This window comes from Massilia sp. BGA-UO-ETr-WB1, assembly GCF_059567845.1.
Genome location: NZ_JCAQOT010000023.1, coordinates 203420 through 217947, shown reverse-complemented (window position 1 = coordinate 217947; position 14528 = coordinate 203420). Strand labels below are relative to the sequence as shown.

Sequence of the window (14528 nt, the reverse complement as noted above, 5' to 3'; positions counted from 1 at the left end):
GACTCTAGCACAATGAAATTTCGGCTACGTGTCGGTTTGAAACAATTCCGGCCCCCGCCGCAGGTAGTTTCCATCATGCAAGCCAGAGTGCCCGCAACTGCGGGGCGGCGGCCTGTTACACGGGGTAGCGGCCCGATACAAAGCTGCTACAAAATTGTGGTGACCGGCGGCCGCCATGCTCCGTAAAATGGGGCATGAGCGAACATATCCTGATTATCGAAGACGATCCGCGCCTGAGCGAGATGCTGTCCGAATACCTGACCACGGCCAAATTCGAGGTCACCGCCCACACCCGCGCCAAGCCGGCGCTGGCCTGGCTGGCCGCCAACCGGGCCGACGCCGTGATCCTGGACCTGATGCTGCCGGACATGGACGGCCTGGAAGTGTGCCGCCAGCTGCGCGCCTCCTCCAACATCCCGGTGGTGATGCTGACCGCGCGCGGCGACGCCATCGACCGCATCATCGGCCTGGAGCTGGGCGCGGACGATTACCTGCCCAAGCCTTTCGAGCCGCGCGAACTGCTGGCGCGCCTGCGCGCGGTGCTGCGCAGGGGCGGCGAGGCGCAGCGCGCGGCCAACGAAGTGCTGCGCTTCGGGCGGCTGGAAATCGAACCGGGCGCCTACGGCGCGCGGCTGGACGGCAAGGCCTGCGAGCTGACCGCCTGCCAGTTCGACGTGCTGCTGATGCTGGCCCGGAACGCCGGCCGGGTGCTGTCGCGCGAGGCGCTGATGGAAGCCACCAGCAGCGGCCAGGCCGAGGCGTTCGACCGCTCGATCGACGTGCACATGTCGCGCATCCGCGCCGCCGTGGAGGACGATCCCAAGCATCCGCGCCGCATCATCACGGTGCGCGGGGCGGGCTATCTGTTCGCCAAGGACCAGGACTGATGCCGCGTTTGTACTTCCGCTTCTACGCCGCGCTGCTGGCCAGCCTGGCGCTGCTGACCCTGGCCGTGGTGCTGCTGTGGCAATGGGCCGGGGCGCCGATGGAACTGTCCGACCGCACGCTGGGCACGCTGCTGCGGAATGCCTTGCCCGCCGCCGAAGCGCCGCCCGAGCAGCAGCAGGCGGCGCTGGAGCGCATGACGCGCGGCCTGCGCACCGATATCACCCTGTTCAGCAAGGACTGGCAGCGCCTGGCCTACGTGGGCGAGCCGCTGGAGCGCCCGGACCGGCGCATGCTGCGCCAGCAGCGCATGGAACACATCGAGCGCATGGAGCGCAAGGAGCGCATGGAGCGCGGCCAGCACGGGCAGCACGGGCAGCACGGGCAGCATGGTGAGCATGGCGGCGCGGCGCAGGAGGCCGATGCGGCGCCGCGCGCCGGGCCGCTGGACCAGGCCCGCCGCTGGGCGCGCGGCGACGAGGACATCGACCGTCCGCTGCGCCAGCGCCGCTTCCAGATGCACCTGGACGACGGCCGCCACATCGTCTCCACCACGCCGCTGCGGCAAGCGCCGTCGCGCGTGCGGCTGCAGACCATCCTGATCGGCCTTGCCATCATCATCGCCATCGCCGCCTACCCGGTGGTGCGGCGCGTGACGCGGCGCCTGGAGCAGCTGCAGAAAGGCGTGGAGTCGCTGGGCGCGGGCAATCTGTCGGCGCGGGTGGAGGTCAAGGGCAGCGACGAGGTGGCCGCGCTGGCGGCCAGTTTCAACCGCTCGGCGGACCAGATCGAGGCGCTGGTGGGCGCGCACAAGACCATGCTGGCCAACGCCTCGCACGAACTGCGCACGCCGCTGGCGCGCATCCGCCTGGCGCTGGAGCTGAGCAAGGACAGCGTGGAGCCCAAGCGCCGCGCGGGGCTGGAGCAGGACATCGCGGAACTGGACCAGCTGATCGACGAGATCCTGCTGGCCAGCCGGCTGGATGCGGTGGGCGAGCGCACCGAGAACGAGGCGCTGGACCTGCTGCCGCTGGCGGCCGAGGAGTGTTCGCGCTACGACGAGGCGGACCTGGACGGCGAATCGCTGACCGTGCGCGGCGACGCGCGCCTGCTGCGGCGCATGCTGCGCAACCTGCTGGAGAACGCGCGCCGCCACGGCGTGCCGCCCACCACGGTCAAGCTGCGCCGCAGCGGCGCGGGCGAGACGGCCTGCGCCGAGATCGTGGTGCAGGACGCCGGTCCGGGCATTCCGAGGGGGGAATTCGACAAGGTGTTCGAGCCCTTCTACCGCAGCAGCAATGCGCGTGACAGCGTGGGTTCGGGGCTCGGTTTGGCGCTGGTGCGGCAGATTGCGCGCCGCCACGGCGGCGAGGCGCGCTGCGGCGACCTGCATACGGGGCGCAGCGTTTTCGTCGTGACGCTGCCACTGGCGCGGGACTAGCTGGGCGCCAAATTCACCGAAAGTCAGCGCCGGTCAACCCTGCGCCCGCGCCAGCCAAGCAGCCCGAGTCCTGCCAGCAGCATGCCGTAGGCAGCAGGTTCCGGCACCGGCGACAGCAGTGCCGCGTAGCAGTTGTGTGGGAATGTGTGTACCGCGCGCCCGCTACACGGCGTATGCTGGGGAGCCGGTTGGCGCGGGGTTGGCGCGGGGTTGGCGCGATTGGGCGCGATCGGGCGCGCCTTCGCTGGCGATGCGGGCGTTAGCGCCAGCCGCGCCGCTGCGCGGCTTGCTCGGCCTGCGCGTCGAGCGCGCTGCCGGCGATGCGGGCGTCGATGGCATCCAGCACGGCGGACGGCATGGCGCTGCCGGCCTGGCGGTAATCCCCGCCCTGGCTCTTTTCGGCTTCGGCCAACACGGCCAGCTTCCATTGTTCGCCGCTGCGGCAGGCCAGCCCGGCGGACGCGCCGGCGATGAAGCTGCGGCACAGCGCGCCGTCGGTCGCGGCGAAGCTGACACCGATACGGATTGCGCCGGCCTCCGATGCGCCGGCAAGCTGGTTCGACAGGGCGTGCGCCAAGCGGCCTTGCGCGATGAGCGCGCCGCCTGGCCCCTGCGCTACGGCCAGCTCGCCGCCGGCGTTGCCGCTGCCGCCGCCCAGCACCAGGCTGCCCACCAGCACGCCGACCGACAGGGAGGCCGCTATCGCACCCCATTCCTGCCACGCCCAGCGGCGCCGGGTTTCGCTGCGGGCCGCGCGCGCCGCGCCCAGGTCGCTCACCTTGTCCGGCATGGCGGCGGCCAGCAGCGCCGGCGGCACCGGCTCGTCGGCGATCGGCGCGAACGCGGCGAACACGTCCGAGCGCAGGGCCCGGTGTTGCGCCACGCGCGCGGCCAGCGCCGGATCGCTGCGCATGGCGCGCTCGACCTCGGTGCGCGCCGGCTCGTCCAGCTCGCCGTCCGCATAGGCCATCAGGGTCTCGTCGCTAAAGCTCATCTTGCAGTCCTCGCAGTATCGGATAACAGTTCTTGCAGCGCCGCGCGGGCGCGCGCCAGGCGGCTGGTCAGGGTGCCCATCGGGATGTCCAGCACCTCGGCGGCCTCCTTGTACGGCAGGCCGTCGACCAGCACCAGCGCCACCACGATGCGGTGCTCGTCGGACAGCAGGCTGACCGCCTTCTGGATCGCCATGCGCTGCTGCTGCGCCGCCGCGCCCTCGTCGCCCACATGCTCGCCCGCCTCCTCCGGCGCGAACAGCCGGTCGCGCCGCATGCGCGAGCGCACCTCGTCTATCCAGGCGTTCTTCATGATCCTGAAGATCCAGCTGTCGAGCCGTGTGCCGGCCTCCCACTGGGCGCTGCGGTTCAGCGCGCGCTCGACGGCGATCTGCACGAGGTCGTCCGCATCCTCCCTGTGGTAGGTGATGGTGCGGGCAAAACGCCGCAGGCGCGGCAGCAAGGCGGCAATGTCGGTGTTTATCGATGGCATGGATAACAGGTAAACGATGCGGCGATGGATTTTAATCCCTGCCCCGTTCGTTTAACCAAAAGAAAGTGCGATTTCTTATACTATCATCCGACTATCATGCGTATCCAAACCCTGCTTACCGCGCTGGCCTGCACGCTGTGCACCGCCGGCGCCGCCCATGCCCAGTTGCGCTTGCCGCAATTGCAACTTCCACAATTGCCGCAGTTGCAAGATCCGCTCGGCGCGGCCCAGTTGCGCGAGTCCGGCCGGAGCCTGCTGGACCGCACCGTCCCCGCAGACCTGCGCGCCCTGCGCCTGGAGCGCGTCGCCGGCCTGTTGCAGCGGCACCGCGCCGTACTGGAGGCGGACCCGCGCGGGGAACCGGTCGTACGGGGCGAGATCCTGGCCTGGTCGCCCAGCGCGCAAGGACTGGCGGCAGCGCAGGCGGCCGGGCTGGCCGTCCACAGCGAGCAAGTGCTGGATGGCGGCGAGCGCATGGTCGTGCTGCGCGTTCCCGATGGCGCGAGCACGGCCGCCGCGCTGGAACAGCTGCGCGCGCTCGATCCGGAGGGCGCCTACGATTTCAACCATGTGTATACCGGCAGCGGCAGCGGCAGCGGCACGGCAGCGGACGCGGACGCGGCGCAGGCTGACGGTCAAGGCGGTCAAGGCGGGCAAGCGCGCAGCCAGCCGGCGGCGGCAGGTGCGGGTTCCAGGGTGGGCCTGGTGGATGGCGGCGTCGAGCGCGGCCATGATGTGTTCCGCGACGCGTCGATTGTCCGCTGGGGCTGCGACGGCGCGGCCCATCCAAGCGCGCACGGCACGGCGGTGGCGGCGCTGATGGTGGGACAGTCGGCCCGCTTCAAGGGCGTGGCGCCGCACGCGGCCCTGTATGCGGCCGATATCTACTGCGACAGCGCCACCGGCGGCTCGGCCGCGCGCGTGGCCGCCGCGCTGGGCTGGATGGCGCGCGAACAGGTGGCGGTGGTGAACCTGAGCCTGGTCGGCCCGCCCAACCAGATATTGGAGCGCGTGGTGGCCGGCATGGTCAGGCGCGGACATCTGCTGGTGGCGGCGGTGGGCAACGACGGCCCCGCCGCGCCGCCGCTGTATCCGGCCAGCTATCCCGGCGTGGTGGGCGTGAGCGGCGTGGACAAGCGCGGCCGCCCGCTGCCCGAGGCCGCGCGCGGGCCGCAGGTCATGTTCGCGGCGCCGGGCAGCCAGATGGTGAGCGCGGCCATGGGCCGTCCGCCTTACCGCGTGGTGCGCGGCACTTCGTTCGCTGCGCCCATCGTGGCCGCGCTGCTGGCGGACGCCCTGCCCCGGCCCGCGCCCGCAGCCGCCCGCGAGGCGCTGGCGGCGCTGGCCAAACAGGCGGCCGGCGTGGCGGCGGGCACGCAGAGCAACGAGACCGGCCACGGCGTGCTGGGCGCGGCATTTCGTACCGATCCGTCGGCATTCCAATAAATTTTGAAAAATATTTTCGCAGCGATGGATTAAACGGCTGGACAGGGACGTTTTCCTTTCAACGGCGGCAGACAGTCTGCGGCCAACGACAAGGAGAACATCATGAAAAACCAGACCATCGCTAAACAACTGATTATCGCGCTGTCCATCGGCGTGGCTTGCTCGGCGCAGGCGCAATTGCTGGGCCGTGGCGGCCCCGTGGGCGGCATGATAGGCGGCGCGGGCAGTTTCGGCGGGCAGGTGACGGGCATGGGCGGCATGGGCGGCATGGGTGCGGCCGGCAGCCGCGCCAGCATGCTCGATGCGCCCCGCTCCGTCACCGGCGCTATCGATGCCGGCCGCGCGGACGGTGCGGCAAGCGGCAGCGCGGCCGGCAGCGGTTCGGGCAGCCTTGCCGGCAAGCTGACGGGCGCGCAGCCGGCGGCGGCCACCGACAGTGCGGCGGCGGGCCAGAAGCCGGGCTTCTTCAGCAGCTTGTTCGGGTCGAAGTCCGCCACGGCGGATGGGCAGGCGGCGGGCAGCGCAAACGGCTCCGGTTCGCTGGCCAGCAACCTGGCCCCGGCCACGGCGGCCACGGCCACCCAGCCGGCACAAGGCGGCACGCCAGCAGGCGCAAGCAATTCGGCTCCGGCTGCGGCGAATGCCGGTCCGCTGCACGCCTTGGGTGCCGGCGGCGTGGTTGACGGCGGCGGCCGCGCAAACGGCAGCGCAAACGGGGGCGCAAGCGGCAACGGACATGGCAGCGTCGGCGTCTCGGCCGGTGCGGACGGCAGCGGCAGCCGTCAACTTGCTGGCAATGCGGCACAGGCGGCACGCGGCACGGCGGCGCCCGTGCGCGACGGTGTGAAGGCGCAGGCCGACAACACCCGCTCCTACGCGCAGTCCAGCGCCGCGACGGCTTCCGGCGCGGCGAAGGGCAGCAAGCAGGCTGCGATGAGCGGCGCGCGGGGCGCAGCAGAAGGCGCCAGCGCCCAACCGTCCGTCAGCCTGGGCGGCACGGCGAGCGGCAGCGGTTCGGCCAACGGCAGCGGCTCGGCGCGCGGCGACAGCGCCGCGAACGGCGGTGCTACTTCGATGTGAAAATCTCTAGAACGGTTCCCAGTCTGGATACACCCGCAGCGCGCGGCGGTCGATGTAGGGCCATTCGTCCGCCGCCGGCGGGGGCGGTCTTTGAGACTTGAATATCGGCGGCGGCTCTGGCTCCGGCAGCGCGGGCGGGCAGTATGCGCGGGGTGCCAAGGGCGCCGGCGGGCGCTCTTTGGCGGCACGCTCCAGGGCGCGGCGCAGCGCGAAGGCGCTCTGGGCTCGGATTTCGCCGGGGAAGCGCACGGCAATGTCGGTCCATGCGTTGCGGACGTAGCCGGAGGCTTCCTTCACAAACCGGTTCGGCGAGGTGGGTTCGCCTTGATACAACAGCCTGTCGCCCACCACGTAGGCGTAGGCATAATCGCCTTGGCAGAAAGCAGCGAGGCGAGTGCCCTCGGGCAAGAACAGTGTCTTCCACTGGTAGCCCTTGGGCGTTCGATCGCCGCTGCCTTCGTCTTGCCGCATGCGGTCCTGCCAGTCCTGGATCGCTTCATCGACAGCCGCAGCCGCATCCAGTTTGCTGCCGGTGTTGCGCAGAAAATCCAGCAGGCGATGCAGGGTGTCTGTTGGTAGTTGGAGTGCCGTGCAGGACAACATGCTGAAATCCCTCCTGAAAAGTACTGAAACCTACTGAAAGATACTGAAACGCCATCAGTAGTTAGACCTCAACAGCGACCTATAGTTCAGTACCGCTGCAGTGGGATTTCAGTAGATTGCAGTACCTTTCAGGAGATTTCAGTACCGGTTTCAGTACGCTGTCCTACAGGGGGTACGAACGAATACATGCTCACCACATCGCCGTCCTCATCGACCCGCGAGCCGTCGAGGCGGAAGCCGAGCTTGCGGACCACCGCGATGGAGGCGGCGTTGTCGGGAAGGATTTCGGCGAACACCTCGCGCACGCCGTTGGCGAACGCCAGCTCGATCAAGGCCTGCACGGCAGCGGCGGCGGCGCCCTGCCGGCGGTGCGCGGGAGCGATGCCATAGGCGATTTCAACGCGCCCCTCTGCAGGCTCGCCCTTGAAACCGCAGCCGCCAACGATTTCCTCGTCGTCGCGCACGATCAAAAAAGTCGCGCACCAGAACTCGGACGCCCCCTGCCCAATGCGGTCCAGCGCGCGCTGCGCCACGAACGCGGGCGGCAAGGCGCCCGGCTGCGCGCGCCCTTCCATGCCCGCCGGGATGCGCGAAGCAGCCAAATCGGCCAGCTCGCCCAGTGCCAGTGGCCGCAGCGACAAGCGCGCCGCAGCCGCAGCCGCAGCAGGCACAGCAGGCACAGACACAGAATGCACCGGCTGCGCGAACTGCGCGCCCATCAAGGCGATTCGCACAAGCAGTGCGTGACCGCCGTGAACGGCTTGCGCTTATCGGCCACCTCGGACAGCCAGTTCAATTCCTGCACCGCCTCCGCAGCGGCGCCCAGCGGCATGCCGGTCGGCGCCAGCGTCGCCTTCACGTACGGCGCGAAAGCCTGTGCCGCAGCCTGCGCAGCCGAACCGCCGAAGAACTCGACGATCTTGTCGAACTTGGACACCTCGCGCTCGATGTACGCCACGCGGTAATCGCTGCCCAGCTTGGCGCGGTCGGCGGCCGCCTTCAGCGCGTCGCCGTACGTGCCCACGCGGTCCACCAGGCCGCGCTCCTTGGCCTGCACGCCGGTCCACACGCGGCCCTGCGCCACCTCGTTGATCTTCTCCGGCGTGGTCTTGCGCGCCGCAGCCGCCTTGGTGGTGAACTCCGAGTAAATGTGGTTGATGCTGCCCTGGATGATCTGCCCGAAACGCGGATCCAGCGGACGCAACGGGTTGGCCGCGTCGGCCAGCCAGGTGGTGGTCACGCCGGCCGTGTGGATGCCCAGCTTGTCGATCACCTTGTCGGCGCGCGGCACCAGCGCGAACACGCCGATCGAGCCGGTGATGGTGTTCGGCTCGGCGATCACCTCGTCGGACGCCATCGAAATCCAGTAGCCGCCGGAAGCGGCCAGGTCGCCCATGGACACCACCACCGGCTTGCCGGCCGCGCGCGTCAGTTCCAGCTCGCGGCGGATCAGCTCCGAGCCGAAGGCGCTGCCGCCCGGCGAATTCACGCGCAGCACGATGGCCTTGATGCTGTCGTCCTCGCGCGCCATGCGGATCAGGTTGGACGTCGACAGGCCGCCGATGGAACCGGCCGGCGCCACGCCGTCGCTGATGTCGCCCACCGCCATCACCACGCCCACCGCGTCGCCCATCACCTTCGAATGCACGCGCGACAGATAGTCCTCATAGCTCACCTGGCGGAAGGACTTGCCGTGCGCGTCCTTCTCGCCGCGCTCCATCATCATCTTGCGGATCTCGTCGCGCGTCTTCAGGCCGTCCACCAGCTTGGCGTCCAGGGTCACCTTGGCCAGGTTGCCGTTGGCCGCCTCCACCAGCGCCGGCAGCTCGTTGATGTTCTTCATGATGTGGCCCTGCGGCAGCTTGCGCGCCTTTTCCACGTCATCCGTGTAGCTGGTCCACAGCGCGTTGTTCAGGTAAGCCTCGGCCTCGGTGGCCGCCGGCGACGGGCCGTTGGCGATAAAGGGCTCGGCAAAGCTCTTGTAGGTGCCCACTTTGAGCAGGTTGACCGTCACGCCGATCTTGTCGAGCGCGTCGCGGTAGTAGTTGCGGTGGCGGCCGAAGCCTTCCAGCAGCACCGCGCCCATCGGGTGCAGGTACACTTCATTGGCGTGCGAGGCCACCAGGTACTGGCGCTGGCTGTAGCTGGAACCCCAGGCCACCACCTTCTTGCCGCTGGCCTTGAAGCGCTCGACGGCGCCGGCCACTTCGCGCAGGCTGGCCTGGCCGCCGCCTTCCAGCTCGTCCAGCAGCAGCACGGCGCCGGCGATCTGCGGGTCCCTGGCGGCCGTGTCGAGCACGTTGCGCACGTCGCGCAGCTGCACGGTGCGGCGCACTTCGCCGCCCATCAGGTTGGCTTTCACGGCGTCGCGCACGCCGGTGCTGCCCTGCTCCACCAGCTCGCCCTTCAGGTCCAGCACCAGCATGGTCTTGGCGCCCAGCGGCTTCGGGCCGCCGCTGAAGATGGCCACGGCCAGCACGATCAGCACGATCAGGAACAGCACATTCAGGATGGCGCGGCGGCCGAAGTCCAGCGCGCGCCAGGCATAGGCGAAACCGCTGCCAATGCGGGAAACAATAGATCGTGACATGGATGCTCCTTGAATAATTTAAATCTGACAACACTGTAAGCGAAATCGGCCCTTTTTGCCCATGAAAATGCTTAGGGGACGCTTACGGCACGCTCACCGCGCGCCACGCGCGCCGGTGACGAAATCAGCCACAGCCCGCCCATGACCAGCAGGCCGTTAACGATCAGCAGCTCCAAGCCCAGCTTGTACGTGCCGAACAGCAAGGCTTGATTGCGGTCTATGAGCCAGCACAGCAGCGGCCCGGCCAGCACCGCCAGCGGCACCCAGCGGTCCTGCACGGCGCGCCGGGTCAGGATGCCGAAGGCGAACAGGCCCAGCAGCGGGCCGTAGGTGTAGCCGGCCAGCTTCAGGATCACGCCTATCATGCTGGCGCTGTCGATCCACTTGAACACCATCACCAGCACCAGGAACAGCGCGCAGAAAGCCAGGTGCACCCGGTGCCGCAGGCCGGTGCGGGCGCGCTCGTCCAGGCCGGCGCGCCGCTGCAGGCCCAGGATGTCGATGCAGAACGAGGACGTCAGCGCCGTGATGGCGCCGTCCGCGCTGGGAAACAGCGCCGACACCAGCGCGATGAAGAAGATCAGCTGGATCGCGGCCGGCATATGGCCCATCACCACCGCCGGGAACAGCTTGTCGCCCTCGGCGGCCACGCCGGCGATGGGCGCGTACAGGTGCAGCAGGCCGCCCAGGAACAGGAACAGCGACAGCACGCCCACCAGGATCAGGGTCAGCGCCACCATGTTCTTCTGCGAATTGCCCACTGTGCTCACCGAGATATTTTTCTGCATCATCTCCTGGTCCATGCCCGTCATCGCGATCGTGATGAACATGCCGGCCAGCACCTGCTTCCAGAAGTAAGTGGGGCTGTCCACGTCCGTCGTCAAGACCCGCGCCAGGCCGCTGGCCTCCATGCGCGCCAGGCTGTCGAGCAGGCCCAGGTCCATCTGGTGCAGCAGCCAGCCCACGCAGACCACCAGGCCCAGCAGCATGCCGCTGGTCTGCAGGGTGTCGGTCCAGACGATGGTCTTGACGCCGCCCTCGTAGGTGTAGAGCAAGATCATCAGCAGGATCACCAGGTTGGTGGCCCAGAACGGCACGCCCAGGCTGTCGAGGATGGTGGCCTGCAGGATATTGACCACCAGGTACAGGCGCGCCGTGGCGCCCAGCGTGCGCGACAGGATGAAGAAGGCCGCCCCGCTCTGGTAGGCGCGCCGTCCCAGGCGCACGTCCAGGTAGTGGTAGATCGAGGTCAGCCCGAGCCGGTAATACAGCGGCAAGAGCACGTAGGCCACCGCGATGTAGCCCAGCGTGTAGCCCAGCACGATCTGCAGGTAGCCGAAGCCGTCGCGCCCCACCGCGCCCGGCACGCTGATGAAGGTGACCCCGCTCAGGGTGGTGCCCACCATGCCGAAGGCCACCAGCATCCAGTTGCTGTTCTTGTTGCCGATGAAGAAACTGTCGTTGTTGGCGTTGCGCGACGTGAGCCAGGCCACGCCCAGCAGCAAGGCAAAATACGCGAGGACGACGCTAAACAGGGCAACGGGCGACATGGGCATTCCGATTCAGAAATATTTCGCCAGCAATATACACCCGATCCGGCGCGCGCTGGTCTAGAATCCCTTTGCCCCTCCATCACCCAGAGTTATCGCATGTACTCAGCAGAAACGATCGCCTACGCCCGCGCCCAGGAAGCCCTGGTGCGGCCCCTGGAATACCGCGTGCACCAGCAGCACGACAGCCGCAGCGACGGCCGCGAGGACGCCATGCGCGACTACGCGCGGGTGCTGTACGCGGCCTCGTTCCGCCGCCTGCAGGGCAAGATGCAGCTGCTGGGGGTGGACGCCAACCAGTCCAACCGCAACCGCCTCACGCACAGCCTGGAGGTGGCGCAGATCGCGCGCTCGATCGCCGCCGACATGGGGCTGGAGCGCAGCGTGGTGTCGGAAACCTGTGCGCTGGCGCACGACATCGGCAACCCGCCGTTCGGCCACTACGGCGAGAAAATCCTGAACAGCCTGTGCGCCGAGCACGGCGGCTTCGAAGGCAACGCGCAGGCCTTCCGCATCCTGCGCACGCTGGAAAAGCGCCACTACGGCTACGCCGGCCTGAACCTGACGGTGCGCACGCTGTTCGGCATCACCAAGTACTTCCACACCCGCACCGAGAACGCCCGCAAGTTCCTGTACGACGAGGACCACGCCTTCCTCACCGGGGAGCTGGCCAGGCACGGCATCACGGCGCGCAAGAGCATCGACGCGCAGATCATGGATTTGTCCGACGAGATCGCCTACGCGGCGCACGACGTGGAGGATGCGCTCAGCTTCGGCATCATCACCGTGGGCGAGATCGCGCACGAGTTCAAGATCAGCGCCGACTACGGCCCCGCCTACCCGCTGTTTTCCGCCATCGCCGAGCGGGCCCACAACGAGGCGCTCAAATGCGAGCAGCAGGCCTCGTCCGAGGAATATTCCATCGTGCTGCGCAAGGAGCTGACCTCGGAAATCGTGCACACGCTGTGCCGCGACCTGGCCGTGGTGGACGGCCAGCTGGGCTACCGCTCGGCCGAACTGCTGGCCAAGGGCCTGAAGAGCCTGCTGTGGAAAGCCATCCTGCGCAAGAAGGACGTGCAGCTGTACGAAAAGCGCGGCGAGAAGATCATCCGCGGCCTGTTCGAGGTGCTGACGGACAAGCAGTACAACAAGGACAACATCCTGCTGCCGCCCGAGCTGCGCTGCCTGAAGGACAGCCGCGAACGCCTGGTGATCGACTACATCGCCGGCATGATGGACTCGTACGCGGCGCAGGAATACGAACGCTACTTCGGCCCCGGCAGCCTGGACGCCATCTACCGGCGCGCCTGACCCGGGGCCCGGCCTAGTGCGCCGCCACCCGCGCCGCGCGCGGCGCGGCAGGGTCCGCGGCACGCGGGTTCAGGCGGTCCAGGCGGCCGCTCAGCGCCGTCAGGCCCAGCGCGCCCAGCACCACCAGCGCGCCGATCCAGCCCGTGTGCACCAGGCCCAGGTGCTCGACGATCAGGCCGCCGCCCCAGGCGCCGCCGGCGATGCCCAGGTTGAAGGCCGCGATGTTCAGGCCGGAGGCCACATCCACCGCGCGCGGCGTGTAGTGTTCCGCCTGCTGCACCACGTACACCTGCAAGCCGGCCACGTTGCCGAACGCCACCGCGCCCCACAGCAGCACGGTCGCCACCACCAGCCACGGGTGCGAGGCGGTGAAGCTCAGCGCCAGCAGCACGGCCGCCAGGCCGGCGAAAATGATCTTCAGCGCGCTGACCGGGCCGCGCTGGTCGGCCAGCTTGCCGCCCCAGATATTGCCCACCGCCACAGACACGCCGTACACCAGCATCACCAGGCCCACCGCGTTCTCGCTGAAGCCGGCCAGGCCCTGCAGGATCGGCGCCAGGTAGGTGAAGGCGATGAAGGAGCCGCCGTAGCCCACCGCCGTCATGGCGTACACCAGCAGCAGGCGCGGCTGGCCCAGCACTTTCACCTGCTGCAGCAGCGAAGCCGGCGCGCTGTGCTTGATCGACTTGGGCACGTACAGCATGCTGCCGATGAAGGCGATAATGCCCAGCGCCGACACGGCCAGGAAGGTGGCGCGCCAGCCGAAGTGCTGGCCGATGAAGGTGCCCAGCGGCACGCCGGTCACCAGCGCCACCGTCAGGCCGGTGAACATGATGGCGATCGCCGAGGCCGCCTTGTCCTTGGGCACCAGCGAGGTGGCGATGGTCGAGCCGATCGAGAAGAACACGCCGTGCGCCAGGCCGGTCAGCACGCGCGCCACCACCAGCGAGGCGTAGCCGGGCGCCATCCAGGCCATCAGGTTACCGGCCGTAAACAGCACCATCAGCGACAACAGCAGGGTCTTGCGCGGCAGCTTGCCGGTCAGCGCGGTCAGCACCGGCGCGCCCACCGCCACGCCCAGCGCGTACAGGCTCACCAGCAGCCCGGCCGACGGCAGATTCACGCCCAGGTCGGCGGCGATGGTCGGCAACAGCCCGACAATGACAAACTCGGTGGTCCCGATGGCAAACGCGCTGATGGTCAGCGCCAGCAAGGCAATAGGCATAACATACTCCTGTAAAGTTGATGTCACGCAGTATCGGGCCATTTTTTATTTCAAAAAAGATGCCTCGCAGCAGAAGATAATTGATCCGGGAGCAAATATAAGCCATGAGCAAGCTGATCGCGTCCATGTTGCTGAGCCTGGCGTGCCTGGGACCGGCGGCGGGGCAGCTCGTCATCGCCTCCAGCGAATATCCGCCCTACGTCAGCAGCAAGGCCGAAGACAGTTTCCTGACCGAGCTGTTCGACGAAATCGGCAAGGAAATGGGCGTCGGCTTCGTGTTCAAGCTGATGCCCTGGAAACGCTGCACGGCGGCGCTCGACACGGCCGAAGCCTGGGGCGCCGTGCCCTACATCCGCACGCCGGAACGCGAGCAGCTGTACCTGTTCTCGGACAGCCTGTATTCGCGCAAGACGAAATTCTTCTATTACAGCCGCAACGGCGACAAGCTCGACGTCCCCTTCGACGGCCTGGCCGACCTGCGCAAATACCGCATCGGCGGCGTGGCCGGCTACTGGTATGTCAAATTGTTCAGCGATGCCGGCATCACGCTCGATCTGGCCATCAACGAGGAGCGCAATTTCGAGAAGCTGCAAGTGGGACGCTTCGAGCTCGCCATCGCCGACGAAAACGTCGGCCTGCATCTGATCAACCACCGCTTCGCCGCCGACGCCGGGCACTTTTTCAGCGTGGACAAGGCGTTCGACAGCAACGCCAACTACCTGATGGTGTCGCGCCGCCATCACGACGCGGAGCACTGGCTGCGGCAGTTCAACAAGGCCCTGCACACCGTCAAGAAAAACGGCGCGTTCCGCCGGATCGCGGCCAGCCACGGCTTGCCGCTGACCCATTAGCCGACGCGGCGCTTGCGCATCGCGCGCGATTTCCACACAATGCCAGTCCGCCCAAGCCAAA

14 protein-coding genes are annotated in these 14528 nt (G+C 68.2%); 6 read left to right on the top strand and 8 right to left on the bottom strand.

Annotated features, from left to right (window positions below; genetic code table 11):
- Window positions 1–194: 194 nt before the first annotated feature.
- Window positions 195–887 carry a response regulator gene (locus AC56DV_RS09495; RefSeq protein ID WP_496314043.1) on the top strand — a complete coding sequence of 231 codons (693 nt, stop codon included), beginning with the start codon at window positions 195–197 and terminating at the stop codon, window positions 885–887.
- The gene (locus AC56DV_RS09490; protein ID WP_496314042.1) at window positions 887–2326 is read left to right on the top strand and encodes a sensor histidine kinase; all 1440 of its coding nucleotides are present in this window, start codon (window positions 887–889) and stop codon (window positions 2324–2326) included. Before AC56DV_RS09495 ends, AC56DV_RS09490 begins: the two co-directional genes overlap by 1 nt.
- A 23-nt stretch (window positions 2327–2349) precedes the next feature.
- Here AC56DV_RS09490 and AC56DV_RS09485 read toward each other — a convergent pair whose 3' ends face one another.
- From AC56DV_RS09485 to AC56DV_RS09475, 3 genes are all read right to left on the bottom strand, one after another.
- Window positions 2350–2433 (bottom strand): PEP-CTERM sorting domain-containing protein, encoded by an 84-nt coding sequence (locus AC56DV_RS09485; RefSeq protein WP_496314712.1) that lies wholly within the window; start codon window positions 2431–2433, stop codon window positions 2350–2352.
- A gap of 152 nt (window positions 2434–2585) precedes the next feature.
- Window positions 2586–3320 carry an anti-sigma factor family protein gene (locus AC56DV_RS09480; protein ID WP_496314041.1) on the bottom strand — a complete coding sequence of 245 codons (735 nt, stop codon included), beginning with the start codon at window positions 3318–3320 and terminating at the stop codon, window positions 2586–2588.
- Complete coding sequence (locus tag AC56DV_RS09475; RefSeq protein ID WP_496314040.1) at window positions 3317–3811, bottom strand: RNA polymerase sigma factor; 495 nt, start codon at window positions 3809–3811, stop codon at window positions 3317–3319. Before AC56DV_RS09475 ends, AC56DV_RS09480 begins: the two co-directional genes overlap by 4 nt.
- Before the next feature lie 96 nt (window positions 3812–3907).
- On the opposite strand from AC56DV_RS09475, the gene AC56DV_RS09470 reads away from it, so the two are divergent.
- Both AC56DV_RS09470 and AC56DV_RS09465 read left to right on the top strand, forming a co-directional pair.
- On the top strand, window positions 3908–5257 hold the full coding sequence (locus tag AC56DV_RS09470) for a S8 family serine peptidase (protein ID WP_496314039.1): 1350 nt from the start codon (window positions 3908–3910) through the stop codon (window positions 5255–5257).
- Window positions 5258–5359: 102 nt separating this feature from the next.
- Window positions 5360–6337: a hypothetical protein gene (locus tag AC56DV_RS09465; protein WP_496314038.1), complete on the top strand. Its 978-nt coding sequence runs from the start codon at window positions 5360–5362 to the stop codon at window positions 6335–6337.
- 6 nt (window positions 6338–6343) lie between these two features.
- Here AC56DV_RS09465 and AC56DV_RS09460 read toward each other — a convergent pair whose 3' ends face one another.
- From AC56DV_RS09460 to AC56DV_RS09445, 4 genes are all read right to left on the bottom strand, one after another.
- Window positions 6344–6940, bottom strand: a complete 597-nt coding sequence (locus AC56DV_RS09460) for a hypothetical protein (RefSeq protein WP_496314037.1) — start codon at window positions 6938–6940, stop codon at window positions 6344–6346.
- 128 nt (window positions 6941–7068) lie between these two features.
- Entirely contained in the window at window positions 7069–7626 is a 558-nt protein-coding gene (locus AC56DV_RS09455) for a GNAT family N-acetyltransferase (RefSeq protein ID WP_496314036.1), read from the bottom strand.
- Window positions 7627–7658: 32 nt separating this feature from the next.
- Window positions 7659–9530 (bottom strand): signal peptide peptidase SppA, encoded by a 1872-nt coding sequence (gene sppA, locus AC56DV_RS09450; RefSeq protein WP_496314035.1) that lies wholly within the window; start codon window positions 9528–9530, stop codon window positions 7659–7661.
- A 71-nt stretch (window positions 9531–9601) separates the two neighbouring features.
- Window positions 9602–11080, bottom strand: coding sequence for a sodium:solute symporter (locus AC56DV_RS09445; RefSeq protein WP_496314034.1), 1479 nt, complete (start codon window positions 11078–11080; stop codon window positions 9602–9604).
- Between the two features lie 99 nt (window positions 11081–11179).
- Between AC56DV_RS09445 and dgt the strand changes: the two genes are divergently transcribed.
- Window positions 11180–12391: a dGTP triphosphohydrolase gene (gene dgt / locus AC56DV_RS09440; protein WP_496314033.1), complete on the top strand. Its 1212-nt coding sequence runs from the start codon at window positions 11180–11182 to the stop codon at window positions 12389–12391.
- A gap of 13 nt (window positions 12392–12404) precedes the next feature.
- Here dgt and AC56DV_RS09435 read toward each other — a convergent pair whose 3' ends face one another.
- On the bottom strand, window positions 12405–13616 hold the full coding sequence (locus tag AC56DV_RS09435) for an MFS transporter (RefSeq protein WP_496314032.1): 1212 nt from the start codon (window positions 13614–13616) through the stop codon (window positions 12405–12407).
- A 104-nt stretch (window positions 13617–13720) separates the two neighbouring features.
- Here AC56DV_RS09435 and AC56DV_RS09430 point away from each other — a divergent pair, with 104 nt between their 5' ends.
- Window positions 13721–14467 (top strand): substrate-binding periplasmic protein, encoded by a 747-nt coding sequence (locus AC56DV_RS09430; RefSeq protein WP_496314031.1) that lies wholly within the window; start codon window positions 13721–13723, stop codon window positions 14465–14467.
- Window positions 14468–14528 lie beyond the last annotated feature (61 nt).

What these genes read in the sequence shown, in the direction of transcription:
- AC56DV_RS09495 (WP_496314043.1), top strand. Translation starts at nt 195, where the DNA reads ATGAGCGAACATATCCTGATTATCGAAGACGATCCGCGCCTGAGCGAG.
- AC56DV_RS09490 (WP_496314042.1), top strand. Translation starts at nt 887, where the DNA reads ATGCCGCGTTTGTACTTCCGCTTCTACGCCGCGCTGCTGGCCAGCCTG.
- AC56DV_RS09480 (WP_496314041.1), bottom strand. Translation starts at nt 3,320, where the DNA reads ATGAGCTTTAGCGACGAGACCCTGATGGCCTATGCGGACGGCGAGCTG.
- AC56DV_RS09475 (WP_496314040.1), bottom strand. Translation starts at nt 3,811, where the DNA reads ATGCCATCGATAAACACCGACATTGCCGCCTTGCTGCCGCGCCTGCGG.
- AC56DV_RS09470 (WP_496314039.1), top strand. Translation starts at nt 3,908, where the DNA reads ATGCGTATCCAAACCCTGCTTACCGCGCTGGCCTGCACGCTGTGCACC.
- AC56DV_RS09465 (WP_496314038.1), top strand. Translation starts at nt 5,360, where the DNA reads ATGAAAAACCAGACCATCGCTAAACAACTGATTATCGCGCTGTCCATC.
- AC56DV_RS09460 (WP_496314037.1), bottom strand. Translation starts at nt 6,940, where the DNA reads ATGTTGTCCTGCACGGCACTCCAACTACCAACAGACACCCTGCATCGC.
- sppA (WP_496314035.1), bottom strand. Translation starts at nt 9,530, where the DNA reads ATGTCACGATCTATTGTTTCCCGCATTGGCAGCGGTTTCGCCTATGCC.
- AC56DV_RS09445 (WP_496314034.1), bottom strand. Translation starts at nt 11,080, where the DNA reads ATGTCGCCCGTTGCCCTGTTTAGCGTCGTCCTCGCGTATTTTGCCTTG.
- dgt (WP_496314033.1), top strand. Translation starts at nt 11,180, where the DNA reads ATGTACTCAGCAGAAACGATCGCCTACGCCCGCGCCCAGGAAGCCCTG.
- AC56DV_RS09435 (WP_496314032.1), bottom strand. Translation starts at nt 13,616, where the DNA reads ATGCCTATTGCCTTGCTGGCGCTGACCATCAGCGCGTTTGCCATCGGG.
- AC56DV_RS09430 (WP_496314031.1), top strand. Translation starts at nt 13,721, where the DNA reads ATGAGCAAGCTGATCGCGTCCATGTTGCTGAGCCTGGCGTGCCTGGGA.